25 protein-coding genes are annotated in these 23271 nt (G+C 62.6%); 14 read left to right on the plus strand and 11 right to left on the minus strand.

Annotated features, from left to right (window positions below; all coding sequences use genetic code 11):
- Window positions 1-146 precede the first annotated feature (146 nt).
- Window positions 147-269, minus strand: coding sequence for an entericidin domain-containing protein (locus RNA01_RS01605; RefSeq protein WP_147178258.1), 123 nt, complete (start codon window positions 267-269; stop codon window positions 147-149).
- A 90-nt stretch (window positions 270-359) separates the two neighbouring features.
- On the opposite strand from RNA01_RS01605, the gene RNA01_RS01610 reads away from it, so the two are divergent.
- On the plus strand, window positions 360-983 hold the full coding sequence (locus RNA01_RS01610) for a DUF1638 domain-containing protein (RefSeq protein ID WP_147178186.1): 624 nt from the start codon (window positions 360-362) through the stop codon (window positions 981-983).
- A gap of 6 nt (window positions 984-989) precedes the next feature.
- Here RNA01_RS01610 and RNA01_RS01615 read toward each other — a convergent pair whose 3' ends face one another.
- A complete protein-coding gene (locus RNA01_RS01615) occupies window positions 990-1148 on the minus strand; it encodes an entericidin domain-containing protein (protein WP_147178187.1) in 159 nt (52 codons plus the stop codon).
- A gap of 168 nt (window positions 1149-1316) precedes the next feature.
- On the minus strand, window positions 1317-2684 hold the full coding sequence (locus RNA01_RS01620; RefSeq protein ID WP_147178188.1) for a TIGR03808 family TAT-translocated repetitive protein: 1368 nt from the start codon (window positions 2682-2684) through the stop codon (window positions 1317-1319).
- Window positions 2685-3338: 654 nt separating this feature from the next.
- Between RNA01_RS01620 and RNA01_RS01625 the strand changes: the two genes are divergently transcribed.
- The 6 genes from RNA01_RS01625 (at window position 3339) to RNA01_RS01650 (ending at window position 8771) form a co-directional block, all read left to right on the plus strand.
- Window positions 3339-3641 (plus strand): virulence factor, encoded by a 303-nt coding sequence (locus RNA01_RS01625; protein WP_147178189.1) that lies wholly within the window; start codon window positions 3339-3341, stop codon window positions 3639-3641.
- Entirely contained in the window at window positions 3634-4233 is a 600-nt protein-coding gene (locus RNA01_RS01630) for a methylenetetrahydrofolate reductase C-terminal domain-containing protein (protein WP_147178190.1), read from the plus strand. Before RNA01_RS01625 ends, RNA01_RS01630 begins: the two co-directional genes overlap by 8 nt.
- Window positions 4230-5333: a methylenetetrahydrofolate reductase gene (locus RNA01_RS01635; RefSeq protein WP_147178191.1), complete on the plus strand. Its 1104-nt coding sequence runs from the start codon at window positions 4230-4232 to the stop codon at window positions 5331-5333. Before RNA01_RS01630 ends, RNA01_RS01635 begins: the two co-directional genes overlap by 4 nt.
- An 88-nt stretch (window positions 5334-5421) precedes the next feature.
- Window positions 5422-6390, plus strand: coding sequence for a methyltetrahydrofolate cobalamin methyltransferase (locus tag RNA01_RS01640; RefSeq protein ID WP_147178192.1), 969 nt, complete (start codon window positions 5422-5424; stop codon window positions 6388-6390).
- Between the two features lie 34 nt (window positions 6391-6424).
- Window positions 6425-6715, plus strand: coding sequence for a hypothetical protein (locus RNA01_RS01645; protein ID WP_147178193.1), 291 nt, complete (start codon window positions 6425-6427; stop codon window positions 6713-6715).
- Between the two features lie 13 nt (window positions 6716-6728).
- Entirely contained in the window at window positions 6729-8771 is a 2043-nt protein-coding gene (locus RNA01_RS01650; RefSeq protein ID WP_147178194.1) for an ASKHA domain-containing protein, read from the plus strand.
- A 243-nt stretch (window positions 8772-9014) separates the two neighbouring features.
- On the opposite strand, the gene RNA01_RS01660 is transcribed toward RNA01_RS01650, so the two are convergent.
- Together RNA01_RS01660 and pdxR are read right to left on the minus strand one after the other, a co-directional pair.
- The gene (locus RNA01_RS01660; protein ID WP_147178196.1) at window positions 9015-9620 is read right to left on the minus strand and encodes a BRCT domain-containing protein; all 606 of its coding nucleotides are present in this window, start codon (window positions 9618-9620) and stop codon (window positions 9015-9017) included.
- A gap of 106 nt (window positions 9621-9726) precedes the next feature.
- On the minus strand, window positions 9727-11130 hold the full coding sequence (gene pdxR, locus RNA01_RS01665) for a MocR-like pyridoxine biosynthesis transcription factor PdxR (RefSeq protein ID WP_147178197.1): 1404 nt from the start codon (window positions 11128-11130) through the stop codon (window positions 9727-9729).
- A 67-nt stretch (window positions 11131-11197) separates the two neighbouring features.
- On the opposite strand from pdxR, the gene RNA01_RS01670 reads away from it, so the two are divergent.
- Window positions 11198-11926: a pyridoxamine 5'-phosphate oxidase family protein gene (locus tag RNA01_RS01670; RefSeq protein ID WP_147178198.1), complete on the plus strand. Its 729-nt coding sequence runs from the start codon at window positions 11198-11200 to the stop codon at window positions 11924-11926.
- Between the two features lie 106 nt (window positions 11927-12032).
- On the opposite strand, the gene RNA01_RS01675 is transcribed toward RNA01_RS01670, so the two are convergent.
- Window positions 12033-12464 (minus strand): DsrE family protein, encoded by a 432-nt coding sequence (locus RNA01_RS01675; RefSeq protein WP_147178199.1) that lies wholly within the window; start codon window positions 12462-12464, stop codon window positions 12033-12035.
- A gap of 142 nt (window positions 12465-12606) precedes the next feature.
- The gene (locus tag RNA01_RS01680) at window positions 12607-13503 is read right to left on the minus strand and encodes a LysR family transcriptional regulator (RefSeq protein ID WP_147178200.1); all 897 of its coding nucleotides are present in this window, start codon (window positions 13501-13503) and stop codon (window positions 12607-12609) included.
- 111 nt (window positions 13504-13614) lie between these two features.
- On the opposite strand from RNA01_RS01680, the gene RNA01_RS01685 reads away from it, so the two are divergent.
- The 3 genes from RNA01_RS01685 (at window position 13615) to RNA01_RS01695 (ending at window position 15420) form a co-directional block, all read left to right on the plus strand.
- Window positions 13615-13797 (plus strand): hypothetical protein, encoded by a 183-nt coding sequence (locus RNA01_RS01685; RefSeq protein ID WP_147178201.1) that lies wholly within the window; start codon window positions 13615-13617, stop codon window positions 13795-13797.
- Window positions 13798-13896: 99 nt separating this feature from the next.
- Window positions 13897-14109: a hypothetical protein gene (locus RNA01_RS01690; protein WP_147178202.1), complete on the plus strand. Its 213-nt coding sequence runs from the start codon at window positions 13897-13899 to the stop codon at window positions 14107-14109.
- A gap of 291 nt (window positions 14110-14400) precedes the next feature.
- On the plus strand, window positions 14401-15420 hold the full coding sequence (locus RNA01_RS01695) for a GlxA family transcriptional regulator (RefSeq protein WP_147178203.1): 1020 nt from the start codon (window positions 14401-14403) through the stop codon (window positions 15418-15420).
- A 23-nt stretch (window positions 15421-15443) separates the two neighbouring features.
- On the opposite strand, the gene RNA01_RS01700 is transcribed toward RNA01_RS01695, so the two are convergent.
- Entirely contained in the window at window positions 15444-16265 is an 822-nt protein-coding gene (locus RNA01_RS01700; RefSeq protein WP_147178204.1) for a sulfite exporter TauE/SafE family protein, read from the minus strand.
- A gap of 310 nt (window positions 16266-16575) precedes the next feature.
- On the minus strand, window positions 16576-17208 hold the full coding sequence (locus tag RNA01_RS01705; RefSeq protein WP_147178205.1) for a hypothetical protein: 633 nt from the start codon (window positions 17206-17208) through the stop codon (window positions 16576-16578).
- Between the two features lie 286 nt (window positions 17209-17494).
- Here RNA01_RS01705 and RNA01_RS01710 point away from each other — a divergent pair, with 286 nt between their 5' ends.
- On the plus strand, window positions 17495-17995 hold the full coding sequence (locus tag RNA01_RS01710) for a hypothetical protein (RefSeq protein ID WP_147178206.1): 501 nt from the start codon (window positions 17495-17497) through the stop codon (window positions 17993-17995).
- Between the two features lie 73 nt (window positions 17996-18068).
- Here the strand turns inward: RNA01_RS01710 and RNA01_RS01715 are convergent, their stop codons facing one another.
- Window positions 18069-19886, minus strand: a complete 1818-nt coding sequence (locus RNA01_RS01715) for a methyl-accepting chemotaxis protein (RefSeq protein ID WP_147178207.1) — start codon at window positions 19884-19886, stop codon at window positions 18069-18071.
- Window positions 19887-20114: 228 nt separating this feature from the next.
- Here RNA01_RS01715 and RNA01_RS01720 point away from each other — a divergent pair, with 228 nt between their 5' ends.
- A complete protein-coding gene (locus RNA01_RS01720) occupies window positions 20115-20501 on the plus strand; it encodes an acyl-CoA thioesterase (protein ID WP_147178208.1) in 387 nt (128 codons plus the stop codon).
- Window positions 20502-20536: 35 nt separating this feature from the next.
- On the opposite strand, the gene RNA01_RS01725 is transcribed toward RNA01_RS01720, so the two are convergent.
- Window positions 20537-20887 carry a DMT family protein gene (locus RNA01_RS01725; protein ID WP_147178209.1) on the minus strand — a complete coding sequence of 117 codons (351 nt, stop codon included), beginning with the start codon at window positions 20885-20887 and terminating at the stop codon, window positions 20537-20539.
- 303 nt (window positions 20888-21190) lie between these two features.
- Here RNA01_RS01725 and RNA01_RS01730 point away from each other — a divergent pair, with 303 nt between their 5' ends.
- Window positions 21191-23185 carry a putative bifunctional diguanylate cyclase/phosphodiesterase gene (locus RNA01_RS01730; protein ID WP_235916352.1) on the plus strand — a complete coding sequence of 665 codons (1995 nt, stop codon included), beginning with the start codon at window positions 21191-21193 and terminating at the stop codon, window positions 23183-23185.
- Window positions 23186-23271 lie beyond the last annotated feature (86 nt).

Raw genomic sequence — 23271 nt, forward strand, 5'->3', positions numbered from 1 at the left:
TGCGGACGAAAATCCTCCCACCCCACCGGCCAACAGCACGATACCTAGAATATAGACGGCACTGACCTTGGCAACGGTGCCGAGCGTCGTGCCTCTGTCGCCTCTCGCGAGGCCAGCGCCCAGGAAGCCTCGGGCATGCCAGCTATTCACTTCGCGGCGTTGCCGACGTCCTGCCCGGCCTGCTGCGTCGCGTTGACGGTGTTGGCGGTATCCTTGCCGATGCCGCGAATGGTGTTGCCGCACGAAGAAAGGCCGAAGGCCGATGCCATGAGGACAACGGCGAGGGTGAGTTTCCGGGTGTTCATGATAGAAAGCTCCATGTTGGGTGGGCATCTTCGAAAAATGTCGAGAATACGACCATGAAACGCGCGAACGCCGAAAAAGTTCAGATCATCGCCTGCGGCGCGATCGCGCGCGAAATCCTGGCGATCCGTAACGCCAATGGGCTCGACCATATCGACCTCGAATGCCTGCCGGCGATCTGGCATGTCCACCCGCAAAAAATCGCGCCGGCGCTGCGCGAGAAGATCGCCACGGCCAGGGCTGCCGGCTATGGCCGCATTTTCATCGGCTATGCCGAATGCGGGACCCAAGGCGAGATCGACAGGATCTGCGCCGAGGAAGGCATCGAGCGTATCGCCGGGCCGCACTGCTATGCCTTCTTCTCCGGCACGGAAAAGTTCCTGGCCGAATGCGAGAACGAGTTCACCGCCTTTTACCTGACCGACCTGATCACCCGGCAGTTCGAGGCCTTCGTGATCGAGCCGTTGAAGCTCGACACGCATCCGGAATTGCGGGACATGGTGTTTGGCAATTACACCAAGATCGTCTACCTGGCGCAAACCGAGGATGTCGAGCTTCAGCAGAAAGCCCGATGGGCAGCCGACTACCTCGGCCTTGCTTACGAATACCGCTTTACCGGCTACGGTGACCTGGACCCGGCCCTGCGACGGCTAGCGCCGGACAAAACGGACCTTGGTTGATGCCGTTCATTTTACCGAGTTGGCCACACTGCGGCCGGCATCCTGCGTCGCATCGACGGCATTGCCGAGATCGCGACCGACGCCGCGGATGGTGTTGCCGCAACCGGCGAGCGACAGAAGCGCAAGGCCGATAATGGCGGCCGCGGAGATACGGGTGAAGGACACGGGGGTAACCTCTCCTTTGTGAACCTAAGAGAATCTGCGAATGCGTCCATTGCACCGGCTTGGGGTAAAAGCAAGGCAGAGCGGCCAGGGGGCGCCGCCGCGCCGGCTGGAGGGCCAGTGGAAGTGCTTCGGGGGCAGCAATCCCGCCCCCGAAACGCGTTGATCCGCTCAATAGCCGCGGTTGTTACCGACATAGACATTGCCGACCTGGCTGTCGGCAGTGTTGGCGAGATCTGTCGAGCCGACTCGATAGTAGCTCACGCCATTGAACGCCACCGGAACGACGGAACCGTTCGTCGCCCCGCTCACCACGTTGCCGACGATCGAGATACGGCCGGCCGACGCATTGTTGGAATAACCGATGCCGGTGGTGGAGGCGTGAACGAGGTTGCCCGTTGCAAGCAGATCGTAGGTCGCTTCGTTGGTACCGAGCAAGATTCCGAAGCCGGCCGCACCCTCGATCATGTTACCGGTCAGCACGCAGAGCCCCTCGACCAGAATGCCGCTCGCGATGGAGACGGTCGGCGAATAGCCAGGGTCGCTGATCGTATTCTTGGTGATGCCCCGGATATGGTTCGAGGAGATCGTGACCCGCCGGGAGATGCCGTCGCTGTAGAGTCCGAGGTTGACGACGTTGATGCCGGACCCCGCCTGCTCGATAATGTTGTTGGCGATCACCGCACCGTCGAGGTTCAGCCCCGGGCCAGTCGCCTCGAGGAAAACCGAGCATTCCCGCGCCGAAATGCAATGGTTGCCAAGGATCTGCGCGGCACCGGATGCATTGAAGCGGATGCAGGAATACTGCACATTCGAGATCGTGTTGCCGCAGGCCTTCACTCCGACGGCCCGATAGACGACGATCCCGTTTCCGTTCTGGCCGGTGCCGCCGCCCGCCGTGTCGATGTCGTCGATAATGTTGTCGATAATCGTCGAGCCATCATATTCCACGCCGCTGGCCGGCTCGCGCCAGACATACACGCCGTTGTTCGAGCAGGCGGTGATGCGATTGCGCGCCACCTCCACGCGGCTGTTGTAGACCAGCACGCCGACCGAGCAGTTGTCGATCGCACAGTCGGCGATCGTACCTTGCGCACCGATCAGGGCGACCACGCCGGTCTTCGTGCTGCGGGTCACCTTGCAGCCATCGAAGGCGAAACCGGAACAGGCCCGGAAGCGCACCAGACCCGCCTGGTTTGACGAGTCGCCGATCGTCGTGTTCTGGCCGTCAAACACCACCCCCGACACCGAAACATCGTTGATCCCGTTCACTTGGAAGAGGTAGCTGCCGCCAGTGAAGCGCAACGTGGCCGCGCCGGCGACCGCCGCCCGCATGGTGAGCTTCTGACCGCCGCCCGTCGCCGTGTCGACGGTCAGCGCACCGGTCAGGAAGATGCCGCTCAGCAGCACCAACGTCAGCCCGTTCGTACGGGCGTAGTTCATTGCGTTCTGCACGGTCGTCGACACCCAGCCCGTTCCCGGGGAACTGCTTGCCGCGCTGAGAACCAGGACTTCGCTTTCACGCTTGTAATAGGTCATCTTCACGTCTCCTTGTGTCCGCGCCGGCCATTTCTGCCGGAGCCTCTTTCCTCTCCTCCGAAGCGCCTTTCAGCATAGAAGGAATATAATCCTATACTCCATTTTAGCTATTTCTGTGGCAGGATGCGGCCACCGGTTGTAAAAGTGCCGACGAACATAGCCTTTCGCCCTCCTTGCCGGCTCGCTTGCCTAATGCAGCGGAACAATCTGCCGCACAGGAGAACCTGGAGAAGATAAGGCGGATCTGATGACGGATGGAGCGGAGCCGTCGCCGCCGGCTTTCGACAGGAGCCGAGCGCGCTCGGCGGAGACCGGCGGGAGCTCCTCCGCCGTCTCCACCCTCGCCGTTTGCACAACCGGCGCGCTCGTCCTTCTCGTGTTCTGATCGGGAAGAGGCCCCTTCCCATGATCTGGCCGAAATCGGCATCGCGCCGCAAGCGATTGAGCATACCCTAGACAGTCGGCCCGCCCGCTGCCGACAACGCTTCGGCCCTGCTCCACCCGCCAGCGCTGCGGCACTGGCTTTCCAACGGTTTTCAGCGGAAGATCCGGTAAATTATTGCCACGTCGCTTTTCGCTCTATGCGACGTCGTCGGAAGCGCAGTCCGGCGAATTTTCCGTGGCATTGTGACTGAAAAGGGAGAGTGAGAGGACATGGCCGACAGGATCATCGTCTACTGGCGAGACATACCCGCCCAGGTGATCGTCAAGCAGGGTCGCAAATCGGCCAAACGCGAACTTTCGCTGCGCTTCACCGAGGCGATCGACATGGCCGCCATGCGCAGCGGCGCGGCTGGGACCGATGACTATCTCGCCGCCTGGCGCAAGGGCGATCCGCTTCCGGTCGGCGATGACCTCGAGGCCGAGGCCGACAAGGCGACGGCGGAACTGGAGGCGTCCTACGACAAGGCCCGCCTCGTCGCCCTCGTCCATACGGAGGGACGCGACAATGGTTGACGGCAAGCCCGCGCCCGGCAAGCCCGCGCCCGGCAATGCCGCGCCGGCCAGCAAGGCAAAGACCGGCGCCTACACCCCGGCCGGCGTTTCGCCCAATCGCCGCGCCCGGCGCTCCTATACGATCCGTCTCTGGTCGGTCCGGCATTCGCGTTTGCTGGAATGGGTCTACGCCCGCTTCGCCAACGCCTTTCTCGTCTTCCATCCGCTGTGGAAGAAAATCGGTTACGCCCGCGTTGAGCGACCGATCACTTTCGTCGAACGCAACGTTAAAGGCTTGCTGTTCGACTGTCGCATGTGCGGCCAGTGCGTGCTGTCGTCGACTGGCATGTCCTGTCCGATGAACTGCCCCAAACAGCTGCGCAACGGTCCGTGCGGCGGCGTGCGGGCCAACGGTCATTGCGAGGTCGAGCCCGACATGCCCTGTGTCTGGGTCCAGGCCTGGGCCGGATCGCGCAATATGGCACACGGCGATGCGATCCTCACCGTGCAGAAACCGGTGAATCAGTCGCTGCGCGAGACCTCTTCCTGGCTGCGCGTCACGGCAGAGGCCGCGGCCACCCGTGAAACGCCCGCTCCGGAAACCAAGCCATGAGCCCAGACATCAATCCGCACGATCCCGGCGCGCCGCTCGACCCTTTGCCCGGCCATTCCTCGCGCGGCCGGCTGGAGCGGGTTCTGCGGCGCGGCGAATTCGCCGTCACCGCCGAGCTCAATCCGCCTGATAGCGCCGATCCGCAGGATGTCTACAAGCGCGCAGCGGTATTCGACGGCTGGGTCGACGGGATCAATGCGGTCGATGCCTCCGGCGCCAATTGCCATATGTCATCGGTCGGCATCTGCGCGCTGCTGACCCGCATGGGCTATGCGCCGATCATGCAGATCGCCTGCCGTGACAAGAACCGGATCGCAATCCAGGGCGACGTTCTCGGCGCCTCGGCCATGGGTGTGCAGAACATCATGTGCCTGACCGGCGACGGCGTTCAGGCCGGCGACCAGCCGGGCGCCAAACCGGTCTTCGACCTCGATTGCATGTCGCTGCTGGAAACGGTGCGCACCATGCGCGACGAGGCGAAATTCCTCTCCGGCCGCAAGCTCTCGACCCCGCCGCAGGTCTTCCTCGGCGCGGCGATCAATCCGTTCGCCCCGCCTTACGACTTCCGCCCCTATCGGCTGGCCAAGAAGATCCAGGCCGGCGCCCAGTTCGTCCAGAGCCAGTATTGCTTCGACGTGCCGATGTTTCGCGAATACATGAAGAAAGTCCGCGATATGGGCCTGCACGAGCAATGTTTCATCCTGGTCGGCGTCGGGCCGCTCGCCTCGGCCAAGACCGCCCGCTGGATCCGCTCCAACGTACCGGGCATCCACATTCCCGACAGCGTGATCAAGCGCCTCGAAGGCGCGCAGGACCAGAAACGGGAAGGCAAGCAGCTCTGCATCGATATCATCAACGAGGTCAAGGAGATTGAGGGGGTATCCGGTATGCACGTCATGGCCTATCGCCAAGAGGAATATGTCGCCGAGATCGTCCATGAGTCCGGTGTGCTCAAGGGCCGCAAACCGTGGAAACGGGAGGCAAGCCCCAACGACGCGCTGGTCGCCGAGCGCCTCGAGCGGATCCGTGAGGAGAAGGTCGAGGACCAACAGCAAATGGCCGGGCTCGCCGCCCGGAGCCAGCCGAAAAACGCGCATTGATTGGCAGCGCGGCGCCTCGGCCCCGCGCGCTTGCAACCCAAATTGAGGCCCGCCAGACCTTGTCGACGCGCCCGACCGGAGGACCAGAATGACCCGCACCATCGTCGCATCCGCCACCCGCGAAATCATCATCGGCTTCGACCAGCCGTTCTGCGTCATCGGCGAGCGGATCAATCCGACCGGCCGCAAGAAGCTCGCCGCCGAGATGATCGAAGGCAATTTCGACACGGTGATCAAGGACGCGCTGGAACAGGTGGCCGCCGGCGCCACCATGCTCGACGTCAACGCCGGCGTGACCTCGGTCAATCCGAACGAGACGGAGCCGGCGCTGCTGGTCAGGACCATGGAAATCGTCCAGGGGCTGGTTGACGTGCCGCTGTCGATCGACAGTTCCGTCTCCGCCGCCATCGAGGCCGCGTTGAAGGTCGCCAAGGGCCGTCCGCTGGTGAATTCCGTGACCGGCGAGGACGAGAAGCTCGAGGCCATCCTGCCGCTCTGCAAGAAATACGATGTGCCGGTGGTCGCCATCTCAAACGACGAGAGTGGCATTTCGCAAGATCCAGACGTCCGCTTCGCCGTTGCCAAGAAGATCGTCGAGCGCGCCATGGACTACGGCATCAAGCCGCATGACATCGTCGTCGACCCGCTGGTCATGCCGATCGGCGCAATCGGCTCGGCCGGCTTGCAGGTCTTCGCGTTGATCCGCCGTCTGCGCGAGGAATTGAAGGTCAACACCACCTGCGGCCTGTCCAACATCTCGTTTGGCCTGCCGCATCGCCATGGCATCAATGCCGGCTTCATCCCCATGGTGATCGGCGCCGGCATGACCTCGGCGATCATGAACCCCTGCCGACCGCAGGAAATGGAAGCCGTGCGCGCCGCCAATGTTTTGAACGGCACGGACGAGAATTGCTACAACTGGATCAAGACCTACCGCGACTACAAGCCGGCCGAAGGCGGCGCTGCGGTCGCGCCCGCGCCAGCCTCCTCCTCGACCGGCGGCGGCCGCCGCGGCGGCCGCGCGGCGCGTGTGGGTGGTGGCGCACCGACGGAATGAGCTCGGCTCGGATCAACGGCCCAAAGGATATAGCGTGCTGAAGAATTGGAAATACAAAGTCCTGCCCGTCATTGCCGCTACGGTTGCGCTCAAATATGTCATCTTCCCCGGCAACGGTGAGTTTGTGCGTTTTGATGCCGTTTTGAGGTCATTCATCGCTCCTTTTGTCATCGCCGTCGTGATCGCAACTCTGGCCGGGCTTATCTACGGCACGCGCGCGAAGCTCACCCGAAAGCAAGTTCAGCGGGTGGTCTCATCTGGACCTGGGCAACAGCCATTCTCTTCATCGCGGTCCTTACGACTGCCATCCTTTACGCAAAGCTAGTGGCGGCGAACCCATGACTTCAAATGACCAGAGCGATCCCCTCGTCCTCTTCATGCCCTCGGGCAAGCGCGGCCGTTTCCCGGTCGGCACCACGGTGCTCGACGCGGCGCGCAGCCTCGGCGTCTATGTCGAGAGCGTCTGTGGTGGCCGCGCCACCTGCGGCCGCTGCCAGATCGAGGTCCAGGAGGGCCATTTCGCCAAGCACAAGATCGTCTCGTCCAACGACCACATTTCTCCGGTCGGCGCCAAGGAGAAGCGCTACGCCGAGGTGCGAACCATCCCGGAAGGGCGCCGCCTCTCCTGCTCGGCGCAGATCCTCGGCGATCTCGTCATCGACGTGCCGCAGGACACCGTCGTCAACGCCCAAGTCATCCGCAAGGCCGCGACCGACATATTGATCGACCGCAACCCGGCCATCCAGCTCTGCTATGTCGAGGTGGACGAACCCGACATGCACAAGCCGCTGGGCGATCTCGACCGTCTCAACCTCATGCTGGAGAAGGACTGGGGCTGGAAGGACCTTCTGGTCGCGCAGCATCTCTTGCCGGATGTGCAGAAGATCCTGCGCAAGGGCAACTGGGGTGTGACCGCCGCCATCCACCGCGATCTGGAGACTTCCCGACCCAACCTGATCGCGCTGTGGCCCGGCCTGCACAATGAGGCCTATGGCATCGCCTGCGACATCGGGTCGACGACGATCGCCATGCATTTGGTCTCTCTCCTGTCCGGCCGCGTGATTGGCTCGTCCGGCACCTCCAATCCGCAGATCCGCTTCGGTGAGGATCTGATGAGCCGCGTGTCCTACGTCATGATGAACCCGGATGGACGCGAAGCCATGACCAGGGCCGTGCGTCAGGCGATCAACGAGCTGACGGTCAAGGTCTGCGCCGAAGCGGGCGTCAATCCTGACGACATTCTCGACGCGGTCTTCGTCGCCAATCCGATCATGCACCACCTCTTCCTCGGCATCGATCCCACCGAGCTTGGCCAGGCACCCTTTGCGCTCGCCGTCTCCGGGGCCGTGCACACCTGGTCACGCGAGATCGATCTGGCCATCAACCATGGCGCCCGCGTCTATGTCCTGCCGTGCATCGCCGGCCATGTCGGCGCCGATGCGGCCGGCGCCACCCTTGCGGAAGGCCCCCACCGGCAGGACAAGATAATGCTGCTGGTCGATGTCGGCACCAATGCCGAGATCGTGCTCGGTAACCGTCAGCGCACGGTTGCCGCCTCCTCGCCCACCGGTCCGGCCTTCGAGGGCGCCGAAATCTCCTGCGGCCAGCGCGCCGCCCCCGGCGCCATTGAGCGGGTGCGGATTGATCCGGTGACGCTGGAGCCACGCTTCAAGGTGATCGGCGTCGAGCAATGGTCGGATGAAGACGGCTTTGCCGAGGAGGCCGAAAGGACCGGCATCACCGGCATTTGCGGCTCGGCGATCATCGAGGTCGTCGCCGAAATGTTCCTGTCAGGCGTCATTTCCGCCGACGGTGTGGTCGATGGCGCCATGGCCGCGCGCAACCCGCGTATCCTGCCAAACGGCCGAACCTTCTCCTATCTGCTGCATGACGGCGCCCAGAGGATCACGGTGACGCAGAACGACGTGCGCGCCATCCAGCTTGCCAAGGCCGCGCTTTATGCCGGCATCAAGCTGCTGATGGAAAAGCTCGGAGTCGAGACCGTCGACACCATCCGTTTCGCCGGAGCCTTCGGTTCCTTCATTGATCCGAAATACGCCATGGTGCTGGGCCTCATTCCGGATTGCGACCTGTCGGAGGTCAAGGCCGTCGGCAATGCCGCCGGCACCGGCGCCCTCATGGCGTTGCTGAACCGCGACTATCGCCGGGAGATCGAGGAGACCGTCAAGCGCATCGAGAAGATCGAAACCGCGCTCGAACCGCATTTTCAGCAACTCTTCATCGATGCCATGGCGCTGCCGAACAAGGTCGACCCCTTCCCGAAGCTCGCAAGTGTCGTAACGCTCCCTGAACGCAAGGTGCTCGCCGATGGTGACGGCGGCGCGCCCGGCGGCCGCAGACGGCGCAGAGGCCGAGAGTAAGGCGCATAGCACCGATGGACGGAGGACCTACCGCGACAGGAGCTTTCTCAGGATAGACCACAAACTGACCGTCGAACGACTGTAGACTCGGTTGTAGGCGGCGCGTTTGGGATTGGTCAGCCAGCCCCATCCTCTCGGCGCCTTTAGTCCCATATTGTGCCGAACCACACGCTTCAGTGATGTCCGTGCGGCAATACTCTTCTTCAGACTCGGCTTACGAACGCCAAATTTCATTGCGTTCTCCTATAGATGAGCAACCCAATGCTGTTCTGTCACGACACTGATCGGTAAGCCCCGCTCGCGCCATTCACACGCTTGGATGATTTTATTGCCGAAAGACGAGTGCTTCCACGATTCTGTCGCATAGGCACCGATAACGAGAAAATTCGTCTTCTGCGTCAATGCGCCGGCTTGCGCGCCACGCTCCATAACCGCCTGTTCACAGTGTTTTCGTTGTCCAAACGCGAAGGTGCCAGTGAAACAATAGCGAGTGCCAGCAAAGCTAAGAGGTGGCGGTGGATCGCAAAGCGGCAGATCGGTCGACGTCAGCACCTCACCAAGTTCGAACTTGCTACCGGCGAACTGACGCAATGTGCAGAGAAGCTCAAGAGCCTCGTCGTGCTCGATAATGCCGTCCGCCAGGATGGCATTCACTCGTTGATAGAGCTTGTTGATTACCGGATGATTGCTGATTGATAGGTTCGCCGCGAGCCACGCCTGAAGAAACTCGATTTCTGCATGATTGAGATTATCATCGGCGATCAGACCGCGCGCAATTCCGACCAGTTCGTCGATCTGTCGGCTTGCCAGTCGATCGCTACCCAGAAGCGCAAGTAGTTTCTCATCCATTTTCGCATCAAAACTCCACTTTAGAGTGCGTGCGCATCAAAAATACAATTTATTGTGCCGAACCGATTTTGCAATGAAAAAATCATCCTGCCACAGGCAGTCATGATCAGCGAAAAGTCCTAACCCACCGCCGCACAGCCTCACCCAGCACATCGGCAGGAAAACCGGAAAAGCCGATCACCAGCCCGGAACGCGGGGCGGCGTCGACATACATGGGCGACAAGGCCCGAGCACCAAAGCCGCTCCGTGCCGCCGCCGTTGCGACATCCACGTCATCACACCCATCCGGCAGACCCGCCACCAGATGCAGCCCCTGTTCCGGCGTGGTCACATCGAGCCCGGAGCCATCGAGTGCCTCGACCAGACTGTCGCGTGCCTGCCTGACCCGGCGCCTCGCCCGCTTCACATGGGCGGCGAAATGACCCTCGCGCAGGAATTCGGCAAGTGCACCCTCGGCCAGCGTCGAAGGAAAGCGGTCGGTGCGTTTGCGCACGTCGAGCAAGGGTTCGCAAAGCGCGCCTGGCAGCACCAGGTAGCCGATCCGCAAGCCCGGCATCAGCACCTTGGAAAACGTGCCGACATAGATCACCCTGCCCTCGGCATCGATGCCTTGCATCGACGAGAGTGGCGGCCCGGCGAAGCGGTATTCACTGTCGTAGTCGTCTTCGATGATAAAGGCATCATTGTGCTTGGCCCAGTCGATCAGGGCAAGCCGCCGGCGCATCGAGAGCGTCACGCCGAGCGGAAACTGGTGCGACGGAGAGACATAGACGGTGCGGGCCGCCGGCGCCCGCGCCATGCCCTTTTCCGGGTCGATCCCCTCGGCGTCGACCGGCACGCCGATCAACCGCATGCCGGCGGCGGAAAATGCGACGCGCGCCATCGGATAACACGGATCCTCGATCCACACCGGATCGCCGGGCGCAAGCACAGTACGGATAACGAGATCAAGCGCCTGTTGCGTGCCCGAGGTCAGCACCACCTGATCGGCGCAGCAATTCACCCCGCGCGCCGCCCTGAGGTAGGCGGCAACCTCTTCCCGCAGTTCAGCGGAACCGGCTGGCGCGGCATAGTGAAAGTGTCGCGGCGACGGCTGCATCAGATGGCGGTTGAGCAAGGTGCGGAACACCTGGATGGTGCGCGCGTCGGCTGCCGAACAGCCAAGCGCGCCCGGCAGCGGCCCGGCCTCCTCGAGCGCCCTACCCTGCGCGGGCGCATCCAGGCGGGCAAGCGCCGGAACGACCGCCGCGACAAAGGTCCCCGACCCGACCCGCGCCTCGGCAAAGCCGTCGGCCACCAGCATCTCGTAGGCAGCAACCGCAGCACCACGCGACAGGCCGAAGCGAGCGGCGAGATCACGCGTCGTCGGCAGCTTGGAGCCCGCAGGCAGGGACCCTGCCTCGATCAGCCGGCGCAACTCGCCATAGAGCGCCAGCCGCCTCGGACCGGCCTTCGGCAGAATCGGAACCGACGCCGACCAATCCGATATATTGGTTCGTATTTTCCTCACCAGATTGGACCTTATGCAAACCAATCGATTGACCTAGCTGTGCATCAGATCAGCCAAGGAGGCAAGCATGTCTGTCGAAACCCCGGAAAAGTCCTATCCTGTCACCCCGCGCAACCGCGTGAAGCGTCTGCATGAACGCGGCGCCTATGATCGCGAGGCGGTCCACGCCGTGCTCGACAGCGCCCTTCTCTGTCATGTCGCCTACGTGATCGACGGCCAACCCTTCTGCACTCCGACGATGCACTGGCGCGAAGGTGACTGGCTCTACTGGCACGGCTCTTCGGCAAGCCGCATGTTGCGTCACCTGAAAGCCGGCACACCGGTTTGCCTGACGGTTTCCCATCTTGATGGCCTGGTGCTTGCCCGGTCCGGCTTTCATCACTCGGCCAACTATCGCTCGGTCATGTGCTTCGGCAAGGCCCGCGTGGTGGACGATCCGGAGGAAAAACGAAAGGCGCTCAAAGGGGTTGTCGAACGCTTCTATCCCGGCCGCACGGCACAATTGCGCCCCGACCAGCCGCAGGAAGTGAAAGCGACCATGGTGATCGGCATGCCGATCGCCGAGGCGTCAGTCAAGCTGCGCGCCGCCCAGGTCGGCGACGATGAGGAGGACTTTGCGCTGCCGGTCTGGGCAGGTGTGATCCCGGTCACCACCGTCATCGGCAAGCCCGAAACCAGCCCGCACGTGCCGTCCGGCGTCAGCATACCGGAACACCTCGCGCTCTACGACGAGGGCCGCCCGCTCGACGACGTGCTTATCGAAGCCCAGGCGCTGTATGAAAGGCATGGCGGCTAGGTGGTCATTCCGGCCGGCAATAAGCAGAAGCGGAGCCCGATTGGAATCCGCCCCGCGCGCACTGATCCCCCGGGCGCGACAATGCCTCGGGGTTCCAGGTCCGGACTTACCAGCTCAGCGTCTTGGTATTGTCCCGAAACAGCATTCCGCCCGTCAGATCGGGCTTGCCGACCGTCAGGCCCGGCAGAAGGTCGGCCTCCTTGATCCCATAGTGTTGCATGCACATCGGGCAGACGATGATCGACGCTCCGGCTGTCACGAGATCCGCCAGCAATGCCTGCTGGGCAGCGAATTTGTCGGAATTCGCCATGGAAGCGATTACCACCGCGCGGTCATTCAGGAAGATGACCAGCGGATGGCCAAGCTTCAGCTGATTGCCGCCGAAACCGATCGCCATCGTCGCACGGTGCGGCTCATCGCTCGTCAGATTGACGAAGAGCGGGTCGTTGGCACCAGCCAGCGCGGCGCCCGAACACATCGGCAGCGCAAAGGTCAGGGCCAAGGCACATGCCAAAACAGATCGTCTCAAAGGCTTCATCGGAATCTCCTCTTGGTCGGCAAGAAGTAGGGTAAGCCCGGGCTCGCAAACCTGCCATGATATGGATCAGGGCTGCTGCACCCACCGATGTCAGCGGAACAAAAAGGCCCACACAACCAACGAAGAAGGCGCGGAAGTGTCCTCAGGCCGCGATTCCAACCATCTCCGCAAAGGCGAAGCGCACACTGTCGGCAACGGCGCAAATTGTATCGCTGGTTTCCGCCCCGGTCAGCAGACGAACCTCGAACGATCCGAGATCCGGCAGGCCCTGCTTGGCGCCGAGCGCCGTCATGTCGTCGGTCAGATAGCTACGTGGCAAAGGCGCCACGGCGAGGTCGGCAATCACGGCGGCGCGCTGCGCCATCGTGTGGGCGGAGAGATAGGCGATGCGATAGGCGCGCTTGTCCCGGTCAAGACGTCCCAAGGCGTCGGCACGCCAGCAGCAGCCATCCTCCCATATCGAGACAGGCAACGGCTCGCGCAGATGCGCCGTGCCGCATTTCGCGCCCGCCCAGACCAATTGCTCGGTGTGGATCACCTCTCCGTCATGGCTGACCATGCCAGGCGCGGTATTGACCAGCGTCAGGTCAAGCCGCTGCTCCTGCAACCGTCGGCGCAACTGGCTTGAGGTATCGACTGTCAGATCGACCATGATCGCCGGATAGACTTCGGCGAAGCGACGCAGGATCGTCGGCATGAAGCGCTCGCCAATGTCGTCTGGCGCCCCGAGCCGCACCACACCCTTCATCTCCGGCATGCGGAACCGCCCCACCGCTTCATTCGACAGCGCCAGCATGCGCCGGGCGTAGGGCAAAAGCGTCTCGCCGCTCTCGGTCAATGTCACCGAGCGCGCGTCGCGCAGGAAAAGCGTCGCGTTAAGCTGCTCCTCCAGCTTCTTGATCTGCATTGAAACCGCCGACGGCGTGCGAAAGACCCGGTCCGCCGCCGTAGTGAAACTGCCCGCTTCGGCGATTGCCACGAAGGTGCGCAGGATGTCGTTATCCAGCAGTGGCAAAGGCTGTCGGATCGTCATGGTCATAGGAGCGCACTCTTCAATTTATTTGAACGTAACGACAATATCATCGCGTTTGATTGAATGTCAATCCAGGTCCATGTTGCGACCACTGGTAGCAAACAAGGAGGACTGACGATGTTGATTGGGAGCCTGTTGAACCTCGTTCGCGAAGCCTGGAGCCGGCATTTGTCGGTGCGGGGCATTCGCGCAAGCGCCTACGCCCGCAGTGAACTGGCGAACCTGCCCCCCGAACTGAAGCGCGATATCGGCTGGCCGCCGGAGCGATATTCGACCAAGCCGGCACGACCAAAAACATAAAAAAATTCGATGAATTTCATTGAAAACATTCATTTGCGTGATGAAGCGAGACGGCGCAAAAGCATGCGGCCCGAATGAGCGTTGAGAAGGATGAAGACGATGACACTTGCTTCGTATGACAGCCGACTGACCCTACCGACCCGCCGCTTGCCGCAGGCGGCGCGCGCCTTCGGCCCCCTGGTCGCAGTTTTCGCCCGCATCCGCCTGTGGCATGAGCGCCGGGCCAACGCACGAGCACTGGAATCCCTGCCTTTCGAGGCGCGCAAGGACCTTGGCTGGCCCGCCGTGGACCGTTCGGTGCCACTGCGTTAGCCTTGATTGCGACACGGTCGATCGGCCGCGTCGCAATCCGGACGCGCCGGTCTTTCATTCTTCCCGGCGCGCGTACGAAATTCCACCGTTGTTTCAACGCCAGCGAGATTGGCTCAAACAAGGGTGCGACAGGCGGGGTCGCAAACAGAAAAGTACACTACGCTTGTCGCATTTTGGCTCCCCTGAGGCCGTTCTGCCGTATTCTTGGATAAACGCGTCGCATTCGGAACACCCCGATGACGCGTTGCGCGCAAGGAATACTGAAAAACGCGGGAACACAGGGCTTCATACATGAACAAGGCACCGGGCAGAAAACGCTCTCTGGTCTTCTTTCTCGTCCCCCATTTCACGCTCCTGCCCTTTGCAGGCGCGATCGAAACGTTGCGGATCGCCAACCGCATGCTCGGCTATCAGGCCTATGAATGGCGGCTGTCATCGGTTGACGGCCAGAAGGTCTATTCGTCGAGCGGCATCGGCCTTGAGGTCAACTCCTCGCTCGCCGACGAGCGACGCCATCTCTCCGGCGAAAACCGGCCGAACATGGTGATCGTCTGTTCCGGCGTTTACGTTGAGGAATTCCACAACAAGTCGGTCAATGCCTGGCTGCGCGAAACCTATAACCGGGGCACTGCCGTCGGCAGTCTGTGTACCGGCGCCCATATTCTGGCCCAGGCCGGCCTGCTGAACGGCAAGCGTTGCGCTATCCACTGGGAGAACCTGCCGGGCTTTTCCGAATCCTTCCCCCAGGCCGAAGTCTATGCCGACCTCTACGAGGTCGACGGCAATCTCTACACCTGCGCCGGCGGCACCGCCTCGCTCGACATGATGCTCAACCTGATCGGCCAGGATTTCGGCGAGGGACTGGTCAACCGCGTGTGCGAGCAACATCTGACCGACCGTGTACGTAGTCCGACCGATCGCCAGCGCCTGCCGCTCAGGGCCCGCCTCGGCGTGCAGAACTCCAAGGTTCTGTCGATCATCGAACTGATGGAAAGCAATCTCGCCGAGCCGCTATCGCTGCTGGAGATCGCCGATGACGCGGACCTGTCGCGGCGCCAGATCGAGCGATTGTTCCGCCAGGAGATGGGGCGCTCGCCGGCCCGCTATTATCTGGAGATCCGTCTCGATCGGGCCCGCCATCTACTGGTCCAGTCATCCATGCCGGTGGTCGAGGTGGCGGTCGCCTGCGGTTTCGTCTCGGCCTCGCATTTCTCCAAGTGCTACCGGGAGATCTACAACCGTTCACCGCAGCAGGAGCGGGCCGAACGCAAGCTCACCCTGACAGCCGGTCGCAGCGGGATCGCCGCCTGACCAGGCCTTGGCGCTGCTCGCACTCAGCCGTAAAGGCTGTAGAAGAAGCGCCCAGATACGAAGATCAGGAACAGACCGAAGCCAATCTCCAGCTGTCGCTTGCTCATCGCATGCGCCAGCTTCGCCCCATAGGGCGCCACGATCAGGGTGATCGGAATGATCAGCGCCACCGCGATCCAGTTGACGAAGCCGGTCGACAGCGGCGGCAAGCCCTTGTCGCCCCAGCCCGCCCACACATAGCCGAACAGGCCGGGCAGCGAGATCAGCACGCCGACGCCGGCCGAGGTTGCCACCGCCTGGTGGATCGGCCGTCGGTAGAGCGACATGAAGGTATTGTTGAGCACGCCGCCGCCGATGCCCATCAGCCCAGACAAGAGGCCGATGCCGGTGCCGACGGCAAAGCGCGCCGGCTCGCCCGGCAGTTCGGATCCAAGGTGCCAGCGCGAGTTGAAGAACATCATGCGCAACGCCAGCAACAGGGTGATCACCGCGAAGATCAGCCGCAACGCCTCGCTCGACGCCCCAGCGGCAATCACCGCGGCCAGGATCGCGCCGAGCGGCACGGCGACGACCCAGCCCTTCAGCAGATCCATGTCGACGGCGCCGCGCTGACGGTGGGCGGCAAAGGACCGAAGCGAGGTCGGAACGATGATGGCGAGCGACGTGCCGACCGCCAGATGCATACGCACCGCATCATCGACCCCCGCCAGGCCGAAAACCTGATAGAAGACCGGCACCAGCACCGCGCCGCCGCCGATGCCGAAGACCCCGGCCAAAAGCCCCGCCACACCGCCGGCCACGACCAGCAGACCGGCAAACATCATCAGTTCTGAAACGGGTGGCATCACGGTAAATCCTCCGGCGACGCGATCCGGCAGAATGCCCCCGCGCCTGTCATCATTGTGTGATCCTTCTAGCCTATCGTCCGACACTGGCAAGGACGGCCAGCCGTGAAGCGGTACGGCCCGCGTCTGGGGTTCTGACCCGTCGCAGGCTCGCCGGACTTGCCCGTTTCAGTCCGCTGATTTGAGGCAGTCCTTTTCGATAGATAACTTTGCGACCATCGGCGACGCCCCCGCCCCCTCGCCAAATGGTCAAAAGCCGGCCCTCGCGCCGGCTTTTCTTATGGCTTTTGCTCGGTCACTGCGGCGACGGCTAAAGCAGGGGATCGGCTGACTGTCTCGGCGTGGTCACAAGCGGCGTCGGATTGTCGGTGCCAATGCCATCGACGACCGGTTGACTGGTCTGCCCCTCGGCGATCGCCATTGCCCCCTGCTCCACGATGATCTGTGGCGCGACGCCAGCGCCGGCGGGCGCAGCAACGCCGAGTTCGGCATCGATATTGATCCCTTCCGGCGGAATCACATAAGCGCTCTGTGGCGTGGCCGGCATCGGGTTTCGCGCCAGCTCCGGCGCTGTCGGAGGAGCCGGCTGACTGAGCGCCTCGGGGCCGGGCGCGGCGATAGCCACCGCCTGCGGCGCGTCTGGCAAAACCGCGCCCGCGCCGGCTGTATTCACGCCCGCAAGGTTCGGCGTGTCGAGCCAGTCGATAGCCGCAGCACCACGACTGGCCCGCGCCGGTTGCGGTGCATAGGCGACCGGCTCACCGACCCGGCCGAGCAACTGTCTGTCCGAAACCCGCCCCTCGATCCGGGCGCCGGGCTTTGCCACCGATGGGGACGCACCCACTCTGGCCCGCGGCGCCATGTCCTCGCCAATACAGGAAACCAGAAGAGCGGCCGGCAGCATGACCGACAGTGTCCGTCGAAAGAGGGTTGAATTCACCATGCCGAAACCACTCCCCGCTGCCATGGTTGTGCAACAGTCCACAACATCAAGCGTAATGGCGAGCGGTTAAGGTCCAGTTTAGCGCCACCGGCCGCCGATCTACCGCCCGGCGCAGCACCATGGCCATCCGCCGCAGCTCCGCGCCTTCGGTGCCATATCCAAACCATGGCTGCGCCTCGGCAAAGCGAGAACGATGGTGACGACCCTGAATTCCACTTGTTTGCAACACTGCGGCGGACCTAGAATGCGGTCCGATCGAGCCGCTAGGCCAAACGGAGACTTTGTGATGTGCTGCCGCAGTTTCGCCATCGTCGGGGTCCTCGCTTTTCTGGCCCCAATGCCGGCATTTGCCTCGGACTGCCTCGGCTGGAAGGCCGAAGTCTGGGAGGTTGAGGGCGGACGTGCGCTAACCGCCCATATCTGCACGCCGGCCAGCGGCGCAGAGCGTCAGGCCATGCTTTACCTGCAATGTGGAGAGAAAGGTGCCTACGCCCTGCGCTTCGACGACGGCGGCGCTGGAGACCCGCCGAACGGCGATCCCGAATGGCACGGCCGCATTGTCTTCTCCGATGGACGGCAGCGCCTCGACGTCGCCATGACTTACGAGGCCATGGACGGCGTACTTTATGCGCCGGCCGCCTTTGCCGGACCGCTGGTCGACATGCTGAGCCACAGCGCCTCCATCACCCTCACACCGGACGAGAAGACCTTCAAGGCCCGCACCTTCACCCTCAAGGGCTCCGGCACGGCGCTGGCCAGGCTCGCCCGCGCCTGCTCCGGCCGCTGACGACGTTCAATATACGCAAAGCGCCGGCGGATCTCTCCACCGGCGCCTTGGTCCTTTCAAGTCAACGTACGGCCTATGCCGCGTGACGGTGACTGGCCGCTTCGATCGCGCGTGCATCGATCTTCAGGCGCGACAGCAGTTCACGCAGCTGGCGGCTTTCCTCGGCCAGGGTCTGGCCCGCAGCGGAGGTTTCCTCGACCATGGCGGCGTTCTGCTGGGTCATCTGATCCATATGGTTGACCGAAGTGTTGATCTCCTGAAGGCCGGTCGCCTGTTCGCGCGAGGCCGTGGCGATACCGTTGACGTGATCGTTGACCTGGTTCACCAGTTTTTCGATCTCGATCAGGGCTTCACCGGTCGAGCGCACCAGCGAAACGCCGTTGCCGACTTCGGTGGCGGAGTCGCTGATCAGTGTCTTGATCTCCTTGGCCGCATTGGCGGACCGCTGGGCAAGCTCGCGGACCTCCTGGGCGACGACAGCGAAGCCTCGACCCGCCTCGCCGGCCCGTGCCGCCTCGACCCCGGCGTTCAGCGCGAGCAAGTTGGTCTGGAAGGCAATCTCGTCGATTACACCGATGATCTGGCTGATCCGGTTCGACGAATTTTCGATCCGGCCCATGGCGTCGACGGCGGTGCGGACGATCTCACCCGAACGGTTGGCGCTGCGCTTGGTCTCGGACACCATGTCGCGAGCCTCGTCGGCGCGTTCCGAGGCGGTACGGACGGCAACCGTAATCTCGTCGAGTGCCGCTGCGGTTTCCTCAAGAGCAGCCGCCTGCTGCTCGGTGCGCTTCGACAGGTTGTTGGTCGCCTCGCTGATATCGCTGGCGCTATCGCTGACCACGTTGCTGGTCTGGCTGATGGAAGCGACAACGCCGCTCAGTGCGGCGACCGCCGCATTGAAGTCCTGGCGCAGCTTGTCATACTCGGCGCCGAGATCGCCGACGTTGACCGTCAGGTCGCCCTGGGCGAGCCCCTCAAGGGCGTTGCCGATTTCGTGGATGGCATAATTCTGACGCTCGGAGGCCGTGCGCAGCACCGTTTCGTTGCTCTGCCGCTCGGCATCGAGGCGAAGCTGCTGCTCGGTTTCCCGGCCACGCATCTGGATGCGTTCACGCACCGAATCGCGCAGCACCAGCAGAGCGTCGGCCATGCCGCCGATCTCATCCTTGCGGCCGGCATCGATAATATCGGTCTCGACCCGTTCCTCGGCAATCTGGCCCATGGCGGTTCTCAAACGGCCGATCGGCCTGACGACGCTGCGTACCACGGCGTAGGCGCAAGCGAGGATCACGAATACACTCGCGACGATGATCGCGCCAAACCACAGGGCGTTGCTGTAGAACATGGCGGCGAGGTCGTCTGCGTAGACGCCGGTGCCGACAATCCAGCCCCAAGGCTCGAAACCGACGACGTGGGAAAACTTCAAAACCGGCGCATCGAAGCCAGGCTTCGGCCAATAGTAGTCGACGAAGCCCTCCTTGCTCTCCTTCACCGTCTTTACAAATTCCATGAAGATGTGCTTGCCATTCGGGTCCTTGTTGCCGCTCAGGTCCTTGCCGACCAGCTCCGGCTTGATCGGATGCATGACCATGACGGGCTGCATATCATTGACCCAGAGATAGCCATCCTTGCCGTAGCGCATGGCACCGACCACTTCGAGCGCCTTGGCCTGTGCCTCCTCGCGGGTCAGCGCGCCGTCCTGTTCCATCTTGTGGTACTTGGCGAAGACAGCCAATGCGGTCTGGTCGATCGCGGCCAGTCCGGCACGCCGCTCGCCCGCGAGGGCGTAATACGAATGGAAAAGACTGAACGTCAGCGTCGCGACAAGGATGCTGAGCGCCAGAGCGACAAGCAGGTACAATCGTATTGAGATGCTGAGATTTTTCACGGAAGTGCACTCCCCCCTTATTGTGATCATCAGTCCTGCCCGCAAAAAATTACGAAATCGATAAAATTCGATACCCTATTTTAGGTCACCTTAATTCTCGTATGGGCGCGCTGCGATCCGGCGCCATTGTCAGCGGGCAGCGAGTCTTCTAGCCTTACGCCACCCCCTTGTTCCGCCTGCGGTCGACCTCTCGTTGTCGACCGCCATAGCCAAACAGCGAGATACGACATGAACGACAAGCCGACACCGACCGGCGAACTGACCCTCAGAACGCTCGCCATGCCGGGCGACGCCAATGCTGCCGGCGACATTTTTGGCGGCTGGGTCATGGCGCAAATGGACCTTGCTTGCGGCATTCGCGCCGCCGAGCGGGCTCGTGGCCGCGTGGTCACCGCTGCCGTCCAGGAGATGGCCTTCGCCATGCCGGTCAAGATCGGTGACACGCTCTGCGTCTATACCGACATAGCCAAGGTCGGACGCACTTCGATGACGTTGGCGGTCGAGGTCTGGGCGCAACGTTATCTGACCCATACGATGGAGAAGGTCACCGAAGCCCGCTTCGTCATGGTCGCCCTTGACCGGGACGGCAAGCCGACCCCGGTCCCCGCTGCCTGAGGCTGGCAGCAGGACCTATCGCGCCGCGCCCGCTTTCAAGCCCGGAAGATAAGCGCGGCGCCAGCGGCAATCAGCGCAAAGCCAAGGACGTGATTGATCGTCAGCGTCTCCTTGAGCCAGAAGACCGAAAACCCGGAGAAGACCAGCAGCGTGATGACCTCCTGGATCGTCTTGAGCTGCGCCGCCGAGTAAACCTGGGCGCCGATGCGGTTGGCCGGCACGGCCAGGCAATATTCGAAGAATGCGATCCCCCAACTGACCAGCACGGCTACCCAGATGGCCGCACCTTTGAATTTCAGGTGACCGTACCAGGCGAAGGTCATGAAGACGTTGGACATAGACAGCAGAATGATCGGCCAGACGGCCGCGGGGCTGAAAGTGGGCATGGAGGTTCCTTGAAATGACAGCAAGGCTTGGATGACATGTTGGCACCGGCAGTCGAGCCGGCCCGATCACGAATCTGCGGCCGAGCATAGACATTGCCGAAATCGCCTCGCCACGTCCAATCCCTTGCTGCGCCCCGGCCGCCTGCCCACCTTGCAACCGAAAGTACGCTTCGGGCACGCGGCTTTGCCAAGAGCCTATCTCACATTCGCCGCGTTAAACGAATTTTATCAAAGTGCTGCAAGGCTGAAGGCTAGGGATCACATTCGTTTCCCAGTAAAGCTATTTTCAATCGGATATTGCATTTGAGCCAGCAATCAGTCGCCCCCAACGCAAAGTTCCTGTCGGCGACGAAGCGTGCGCAGGCCGCCAATATCGTCGGTGGGCTGCGCTCCACTCTGCTCTTCAATGTCGTGATCGCCATCTCCGCTGCTCTCGTCGTGATGGCAAGCGAAGGTTTCTCTGAGGCCATGGTTGGATGGCTACTCGCGACCTTCTGCGCAACAGCATATCGGGCGACTTCGGTCTACCGCCTGCAACGATACCACTATGTCGAAACCCGGCCCGACTATTCGCTTCGCCTCATGGCCTTCGGCGCCTTTCTGTCTGGCATCGTCTGGGCGTCTTTGCCGTTGTGGCTCTCCGACTTCGGCATTGTTGGCAAGGACGCGGCGGTTGTTTTGATCATGATCGGAATCTCCGCTGGCTCGATGATTCGAGGCATGGGTTTTGCGCCTCTGTCGATGGCTTTCGCCGTGCCGATCCTGCTGTCGATCATCGCATGGCTGTCTTTCGTCGGCGGCTCGTCCGCGACGATCATGGCGATCGATGTTCTCGGCCTGCTGGCTGTCATGGTCCATAGCAACCTTAAGGCCGAACGGGTCTTCGTCAGCAATGAAATGGCCAAGCTTGAGGCGACTGGCCTCGCCCAGTCGCTCGAAATCGCCAACGAAGAAATCCAGCAGAAGAACGCCCGGCTCGAAATCCTCGCCAATCGCGATGCGATCACGGGCCTCACCAACCGTATGCACTTCAACGGCCGCCTGCTCGGCGACATCGCGCTCGCCAAGACAACCGGCGGCGAGGTGGCGCTGCTGCTGATTGACCTCGACCGTTTCAAGCAGATCAACGACACGCTCGGCCACAGTGCCGGCGACGCCTTGCTGCGCGCGGTCGGCGAGCGTCTTAAAGCCACCGTGCGGGATGATGGTCTGATCGCGCGTCTCGGCGGAGATGAGTTTGCCGTCATTGTCTCCGGCCCCAGCGCCCGCTGGCGCTGCCGCGACCACGCGGAGTCCCTGCTGCAGGAAAGCCTTACCCCCATTGCCTTCGGCGGCAGCCAATCGGTGATCGCGCTCAGCATGGGACTGGCCACCTTCCCTGACCACGCCACGAGCGCCGAAGAACTGCTCGCCTCGGCCGATATGGCGCTCTACGACGCCAAGGGCAAAGGTCGCCGGCAGATGCGCGAGTTCAACCCAGGCCTCAAGGCCCTGGCCGACCGTCAACGTCTGATCGAACAGGATCTCGCGGCAGCGATCCGGAGCAACGGCATCGAGACCTGGTTCCAGCCGCAGATCGACCTTGCGACCGGTGCGATCGCCGGCTTCGAAGCCCTGGTGAGATGGTATCATCCAAAGCTCGGCTTTATTTCGCCGCCGGAGATCGTCGCCGCGGCCCAGTCACTCCATCTCGCAGAGGCTTTGACCGCCCACATCGCCAGCGCCGTCTGCAAGCTGCTGATCAAACTTCCGGCGCTCGGCCTTGAGGAGGTAACCGTGGCGCTCAACGTGTCGCCGCGCGAATTCGCGCTCTATTCCGTCGCCGACATGCTTGAGGAGGTCAGTTCGGAATACGGCATCAATCCCGCCCGCCTCGAGATCGAGATCACCGAGGAGGCGATCCTCGACACCGAAGGGGCCGGCGAACAGCTGAAGCTGCTGGAGACCGCCGGCTACAAGCTGGCCGTCGACGACTTCGGCATGGGGCACTCCTCTCTCGCCTACTTGATCAGCCTGAAGATCGACCGGCTGAAGATCGATCGCAGCTTCGCCATCGGCGTGGCCGATTCGCGCGCCAACCAGGACCTGATCGCCGCCCTCGTCGGCCTCGGTTCCGCCCTCAGCCTGGACATCGTCGTCGAGGGCGTGGAGACCGAAAAGGATGCCGCCGTGCTCGAGGCGCTCGGCTGCCGCGTCGCCCAGGGCTATCACTTCGCCCGCCCCATGCCGGTCGAAGCGCTCACCGCCTGGATCACCCGGCGCAGCGAAACCAGCAGCGAACGCAAGGCGGTGGCCTAACTCACCGCAGCCTGCGGTCACCGCCGGCATAATCGGCCACCGCACATCATCCCCGCACGTTGCGTTTTTGTTCTCTGTTTCTTGTC

Source organism: Paenirhizobium naphthalenivorans (assembly GCF_007992095.1).
Taxonomy (GTDB): domain Bacteria; phylum Pseudomonadota; class Alphaproteobacteria; order Rhizobiales; family Rhizobiaceae; genus Allorhizobium; species Allorhizobium naphthalenivorans.